We start from the raw sequence: 7,155 nt of genomic DNA, 5'->3' as shown, positions 1-7,155 counted from the left end.
GCATTGTTTAAGTCAATGAATCTTTTCTCTAACCGAGAAGAATTTGGAGCGATACATCGGGTTCGAACCGATGACCTCAACCTTGGCAAGGTTGCGCTCTACCAACTGAGCTAGTATCGCAATCTGAAAACGTCTTTCGCCGTTCAGGGCTGCGAATTATAAGAGCATTTTTTTGTGATGCAAGTCCTTAATGCAAAATTACGAAACTTTTTACTCAACTGCTGTAAAAGCACACAGATTTGCAAAAAAAACGGCTCTTATGTCCCTGAAAAGTTAGATAAACGTGATCATTTTATTCGACTAGATGTTAATAATCGTTTTTCGGTAGTACTGCAGCTCGGCGATCGACTCTCGAATATCGTCTAACGCAAGGTGACTTCCCGACTTAGAAAAACCATCTAACACTTCAGGTTTCCAACGACGAGTCAGCTCTTTCAGAGTGCTTACGTCAACATAGCGGTAGTGGAAGTACTCTTCTAACTCTGGCATGTGCTTGTATAGGAAACGACGGTCTTGACCAATGCTGTTGCCACAAATTGGTGACTTACCTTTTGGTACCCATTTTTCAAGAAACTCAATGGTTTGTTGGATGGCATCTTGCTCTGAAACCGTGCTTTCTTGAATTCGCTTCACGAGGCCGCTGCCAGTGTGAGTCGTTGTGCACCACTCATCCATCTTGTCCAGTTCACTCTGAGGTTGGTGAATAGCCAAAACAGGTCCTTCAGCCAGGATGTTAAGCTCACTATCAGTAACGATAGTAGCAATTTCAATGATTTTATGAGTTTCAGGATCAAGTCCTGTCATCTCTAGATCAACCCAAATAAGGTTCTGATCGCTAAAGGACATAAGGCGTCGCCTATTTGTTTATGTGTAAAAGAGGTACTATACCCAAATAACTATACTCAAACTAGCTTTAGGACCATCGAAATCACGTGGTACCAGCAACATCCTGTTTGAGTCCCCAATCATCAAGTTAGATGTGTTAAGTGAAAAATTGTGGCTAAAAAAAAGAAGTTAACCAAAGGTCAAGTACGTCGTGTACGTAGCAACCAGAACAAGCGACTCAAGAAAGAAGATTCTATCCAATGGGATGAGAACATGCTTGGCGGAACCAAAAGCGGACTCGTGATTACGCGCTTTGGCCAACATGCTGATATCGAAGATCTTGAAACTAACGAAGTTCATCGTTGTAACTTACGCCGTAGTATCGAGACTTTAGTTTCTGGTGACCGAGTGACTTGGCGCGCAGGCTTAGAATCAATGGCCGGTATTTCTGGCGTTGTGGAAGCGGTTGAGCCGAGAACTTCAATGCTGACTCGCCCTGATTACTACGATGGCCTAAAGCCAGTAGCTGCGAACGTCGACCAAATGGTTATCGTATCGGCTGTGCTACCAGAGCTATCACTTAATATTATCGACCGTTACCTAATTGCTTCAGAAACGGTAAACATCGCGCCGCTTGTTGTACTGAACAAGGTCGATCTACTGACTGATGAGCAGATTGCTGAATACCGTGAAACACTTAAAGAGTACGAGAAGATCGGCTATAAAGTGATGTTCGTGAGTAAAGAGTCTGGCTACGGCATCAAAGAGCTGGAAGCTGAACTCAAAGACCGTATCAACATCTTTGTTGGTCAATCGGGTGTGGGTAAATCAAGCCTAGTGAATGCATTAATGCCTACGCTAGACATTGAAGAAGGCGAAGTCTCTGAGAACTCAGGTCTTGGTCAGCACACAACCACGGCAGCTCGTTTATACCACTTCCCTTCTGGTGGTGATCTGATTGATTCACCAGGAGTGCGTGAATTCGGCCTATGGCACCTAGAGGCCGACGAAATCACTGAAGCCTTTATCGAGTTCAAGCCTTACCTTGGCGGTTGTAAGTTCCGTGACTGTAAACACATTGATGACCCAGGCTGCATCCTGCGCGAAGCGGTAGAAAACGGAAAGATCAGTCGATTACGTTTCGACAACTACCACCGCATCATTGAAAGCATGGCGAGTAACAAAGATAACCGTCAGTATTCACGCAACAAAAAAGCCGATCTCTAATCGCGTTTTTGTGAACAAATGTGTGCATTTACTGACAATTGGCGCGAATTTAAGTAACATCTCGCGCCCTAAACCGTCATCGACAGATTTAATTGAAAAACAATTAGCATTGGAAAATTAATACAATGGATAAGATTAAAGTTGGATTGCAGTACTGGATTCCACAACATGGATTAACTCGCCTAGTCGGCAAACTTGCGTCTGCTAAAGCGGGCGGCTTAACGACAGCGATCATCAACTGGTTCATCAAGCAATACAAAGTGAACATGGATGAAGCTCTGCATAGCGATCCAAAACACTTTAAAACATTCAATGAATTCTTCGTGCGTGAATTGAAAGAAGGCATGCGTCCTATCGCTGAAGGTGAGTCTGTTATTATTCACCCTGCAGATGCACGTGTGAGCCAATTTGGCCCAATTACTGACGGTCAACTGATTCAAGCGAAAGGCCATAACTACTCAGCTCGCGAGCTATTGGGTGGTGATGCTGCGCTAGCGGATGAATTTAAAGACGGTGAATTCGCAACGCTTTACCTGTCTCCAAGTGATTACCACCGCGTGCACATGCCATGCGACGGCACACTGCGCCAGATGATCTACGTTCCAGGTGACCTTTTCTCAGTTAACCCGTTAACGGCAGAAAACGTTCCAAACCTATTCGCACGTAATGAGCGTGTCGTTTGTATCTTCGATACGGAATTTGGCCCAATGGCACAAGTGCTGGTTGGCGCAACGATCGTAGGTAGCATCGAGCAAGTATGGGCAGGTACCATCACCCCACCTCGTGGTAACTCGGTTTACAAATGGGATTACCCTGCACAAGGTGACAAAGCAATCATCTTGAAGAAAGGCGAAGAGATGGGCCGCTTTAAGCTTGGTTCAACCGTTATCAACCTGTTCGCTAAAGATGCGATCAAGTTTGACGACACTATGCAAAATGGCGAGAAAACGGTTCTTGGTACACCTTTCGCGCACATTGCTGGCAAAGAAGCGCAAGCAAATGACGATGTTGTTACCGATTCTGCTGAGAACACTGACCAAGCTTAACAATTTGAGTTAACTCATTTAAGCTTTCAAGGCGCGTTACTTTTTCTATTTCAGAGAAGAACGCGCCTTTTTCTTAACTCTACCGATTCATTTGCTACTCAAGCTCTAACAACTCAATCTTTCAAACCCTGCCCAGCCACCTGATGCTTCTCACTCTTGTCTCTAATTGCCCAGATAAAAGATTGACCAAAAACAAAACAACTGTCGAAACCTTAAACAACTTTTTGATTTTCCAACCCGTCTCCAAGTACCAGAAATCCAGATAACTTACTCTATTTGAAGATATTTTATTTATAGGGTCTTTGTACATGCCTAAACTCAATGTTGGCGTTCTGGTCAAGCTGTTGATTTGTTTTGCGATTCCCTTAGGCGTGTTATTCATGCCGATAGATTCAATACCAATCGATGATCTCACGCTGATTCAACACCGCCTGTTGGCGATATTCTTATTAGCAGCCCTGCTGTGGGTGCTTGAACCTGTTCCGGTATTCGCCACTTCCATTTTGATCATTGCGCTTGAACTGGTGATGATATCTGACAAAGGTTTACACCTATTTAGAAATCCACCAGCGGGGCACGATCTCGGTGAGTTAATCAAATATACCGACATCTTCGGTGCATTTTCGTCACCGATCATCATCCTTTTCATGGGTGGTTTTACTCTTGCGATATCCGCATCCAAGTACGAACTCGACAACAACCTAGCTCGAGTGCTACTTAAACCATTTGGTACAGAACCGCGCTTCATTATGCTCGGCTTAATGCTGATCACCGCCGTGTTCTCAATGTTCATGTCAAATACCGCAACGACGGTAATGATGCTTGCGCTGCTCGGCCCTATCGTGGCATCTGCACCAAAAGGCGATATGGGTATCAAAGCGCTCGTGTTGTGTATTCCAATTGCTGCCAATACTGGCGGTATCGCAACCCCAATCGGTACACCGCCCAATGCCATCGCGCTGCAATACCTAACGGGTGAAAATACCATCGACTTCCTCAGCTGGATGATGATGGGCTTACCCTTTGTGATCATCCAACTCACCATCGCTTGGTTTCTTCTACAAAAACTCTTCCCTTCTAAAGAAAGAAACATGGTGCTCAAGCTTGATGGACAATTTAGAAAGAGCTGGCGAGCGATTGTGGTTTACATCACCTTCGCTGCGACAATCTTATTGTGGATGACCACCAAACTGCATGGCATGAACACCTATGTCGTGTCTATCATTCCACTGGCTGTGTTTACGCTCACTGGCATCATGGGCAAAGAAGAACTCAAGCTGATTAACTGGGATGTGTTGTGGCTGGTCGCAGGTGGTATTGCGATTGGTATTGGCTTAGATAAAACAGGCTTAGCCGCTGCACTCGCACACGCAATTGACTATGAATCGCTGTCACCTGCAGCTGTGGTACTGACATTGTCTATCGTGTGTTGGTTAATGGCGAACTTCATGTCAAACACTGCGACGGCCAACTTGCTGATGCCGATAGCCGCTGCAATTGGTGCTTCCATGGAAAGCCTAGTTGCGATTGGTGGTCTGCAAGGCTTGCTGGTTGTGGTCGCCTTCTCTGCGTCACTTGGCATGATTCTGCCCGTATCGACACCACCAAACTCACTGGCCTACTCGACCGGGCTTATCGAAAGCAAAGACATGGCGAAGATGGGCATCATCTTAGGTATTGTGGGCTTGCTGATGGTTTACCTCGCCCTGTTTATCATCACCTAGTAAGCGTTAACGCTCCCCTTTAATCCTAACTAAAGCGCTGAATGTAAATTTGGCGCTTTTTTCGATCTATACCACTCCACCTCAAGCAATTAACTGACATTTCAATCAATAGGTAACTGTGATATTACTTCACTGTTTTACAAAAAGCAGAGCAAATATATTTAGAATTTATGATTTTAAACACAGTCATTCAACTTAAGACAGCGGCACTATACGCCAATCAAAGACACATCAATTCATTATTAAGTACGTCAACGTAGTTAGGTTTTGTCTAATCAGAGAGGAATGGACCTTGAGACATACTATTAAGTTTAAAATTCAGATCGCCATTGCGATCATTATCGCCGTCGTGAGTGGTACCCAAGCTTGGATATCAGTTACCCAGCTCACTCAAGAAACAGAGGTCGCGATCAATCAAGAAATGAAGAATGTCAGTGTAGGGACAACCAATTACATTGCCGATTGGCTCTCGACTCGCAGCGATATGATGCTTGCTAATGAACCGACCATTTCAAGCAACAGTAACTCTGACCGCGAGTTGCTAATCACCAAACAAGCTGGACAATTCTTGTCTGTTTATGCCGGATTCAGCGACGGCACTATCGCGTATGGCGACAAAGGTGAAGATTGGCCAGCAGGCTACGACCCACGCACCCGCCCTTGGTATAAAGATGCCAACGCAACATCAGACCTCGTCATTACTGAACCTTATCAAGACTTTGACGGCAGCATTGTCATCAGCTTTGCAAAAGCATTCAACGGTGAAAGACAAGGTGTCCTCGCGGCAGACCTAACTGTAACCAGCATTATCGACACCGTACTCAACGTGAAACTGGATAACGATGGCTTTGCGTTTTTAGTTGACGGTAACAACAACATCGTTGCCTACAGTGATGAAGAGCTAAGTCAGAAACCACTGACCAGTTTGAATCCGGAACTAACAGCCAACAAAGTGTCACAACTGATCCAAGGCCAAATGATCACTACGCTAACTTGGCCTGGCCAAGAGGATAAAATGGTCTACATTGCCAATGTCCCGAATACCGATTGGTCACTGGGTATTGTTATCGATAAGGAAATGGCGTTTTCCGCAGTATCTGACGCGATTCAGTTCATCGCTCTTACTTCTTTGATTTTGTATATCGTCATTTCGATTGCGAGCACAGTGGTGATCAACCGCCTGCTTTCCCCACTACAAACCTTGTCTGACGCGCTGACTCAGCTGGCTCAAGGCAGAGGCGACCTCACTCAACGTATTGATATCACGCGTATGGATAAGATAGGCAAACTAGCCGAACTTGTGAACCAGTTCTTAAGCCAGATGCAAAGCATGTTGAAAGGCGTTATCGAGCACAGCCATGATTTAAATAATCACGCAGAAAAAGCCAATCAACTGGCGACCCAATCCTCCATTCGAGTTGAGAATCAGCAAAACGATATCAATCAAATAGCGACCGCGATTCATGAGATGTCAGCCACGGCAGCTGAAGTGGCTAGCCATGCCGAACTCACGGCATCCGCTTCTCAAGCGTCAGCCACCGCTTGTAACGAAGGCCAAGAGGTTATTCAACAAAACCGCGATGCGATTACTGGTCTTGCAACTCAAGTTGAAGACGCTGCCAATGTTATTCGAGAACTGGAAAACAACGCGCAAAGCATCAATCAGATACTATCCACCATTCAAGGCATTGCCGAACAAACCAACCTGTTGGCATTGAACGCTGCGATTGAAGCGGCGCGTGCGGGTGAGCAAGGTCGTGGATTTGCGGTTGTTGCAGACGAGGTTCGAGTCCTGAGCCAAAGAACGCATGGCTCGACCGAAGAAATCCGCGTGATGATTGATACGTTACAGAAGAATACCGAACATGCCGTTGAAAGCATGACCACCAGCACCCAACTGGCAGAGAACAGCGTTGGCTTCGCAGAGCAAGCTCATGGCAGCCTCTCTAAAATCACCCAAGCGATCACTGAAATCAACGATATGGCGCTGCAAATAGCGAGTGCTGCAGAAGAGCAACGCGCAGTAAGCGAAGACATCAGTCGTAATACGCAAGGAATCAAGGATGCCTCCGACGATCTTGCACAACAAGCTGAAAGCAGCCGCAATAGCTCAAATGAAATGAGTAACGCTGCCGAGTCGATGCGCCGAGATGTGGAGCGCTTTAAGGTATAACTCATCTCAAGCAACATAAGTTAAACCTCACCACCGAGCGGCCGGTGACGTAAACCGATAACTGAAACAAAGTGACTCTTTTCACAAGAATCACTTTGTTCTCAGTCCGGTTTAATGCATATTGATGAGCTAATTTATCCCAGACACAAGGATGTTATTC

General features: G+C 45.6%; 5 protein-coding genes and 1 tRNA gene. 4 read left to right on the top strand and 2 right to left on the bottom strand.

Annotated elements, in window-relative coordinates:
- Nucleotides 1-44: 44 nt before the first annotated feature.
- Nucleotides 45-120: transfer RNA gene (locus tag AB4371_RS13360), tRNA-Gly, on the bottom strand.
- A 180-nt stretch (nt 121-300) separates the two neighbouring features.
- A complete protein-coding gene (gene orn, locus AB4371_RS13355; protein ID WP_010434065.1) occupies nt 301-846 on the bottom strand; it encodes an oligoribonuclease in 546 nt (181 codons plus the stop codon).
- Between the two features lie 150 nt (nt 847-996).
- Here orn and rsgA point away from each other — a divergent pair, with 150 nt between their 5' ends.
- The 4 genes from rsgA (at nt 997) to AB4371_RS13335 (ending at nt 6,995) form a co-directional block, all read left to right on the top strand.
- On the top strand, nt 997-2,052 hold the full coding sequence (gene rsgA, locus AB4371_RS13350) for a small ribosomal subunit biogenesis GTPase RsgA (protein ID WP_017061306.1): 1,056 nt from the start codon (nt 997-999) through the stop codon (nt 2,050-2,052).
- Between the two features lie 125 nt (nt 2,053-2,177).
- The gene (asd, locus tag AB4371_RS13345) at nt 2,178-3,098 is read left to right on the top strand and encodes an archaetidylserine decarboxylase (RefSeq protein WP_102397878.1); all 921 of its coding nucleotides are present in this window, start codon (nt 2,178-2,180) and stop codon (nt 3,096-3,098) included.
- 308 nt (nt 3,099-3,406) lie between these two features.
- Nucleotides 3,407-4,822, top strand: a complete 1,416-nt coding sequence (locus AB4371_RS13340) for a DASS family sodium-coupled anion symporter (protein ID WP_372150037.1) — start codon at nt 3,407-3,409, stop codon at nt 4,820-4,822.
- 292 nt (nt 4,823-5,114) lie between these two features.
- On the top strand, nt 5,115-6,995 hold the full coding sequence (locus tag AB4371_RS13335; RefSeq protein WP_372150035.1) for a methyl-accepting chemotaxis protein: 1,881 nt from the start codon (nt 5,115-5,117) through the stop codon (nt 6,993-6,995).
- Nucleotides 6,996-7,155 lie beyond the last annotated feature (160 nt).

It is taken from the genome of Vibrio sp. 10N.261.51.A3, from assembly GCF_041471965.1.
Taxonomy (GTDB): Bacteria; Pseudomonadota; Gammaproteobacteria; order Enterobacterales; family Vibrionaceae; genus Vibrio; species Vibrio crassostreae_C.
The sequence above is the reverse complement of the archived record's forward strand: the minus strand, read 5'-3'. Positions and strand labels throughout refer to the sequence as shown.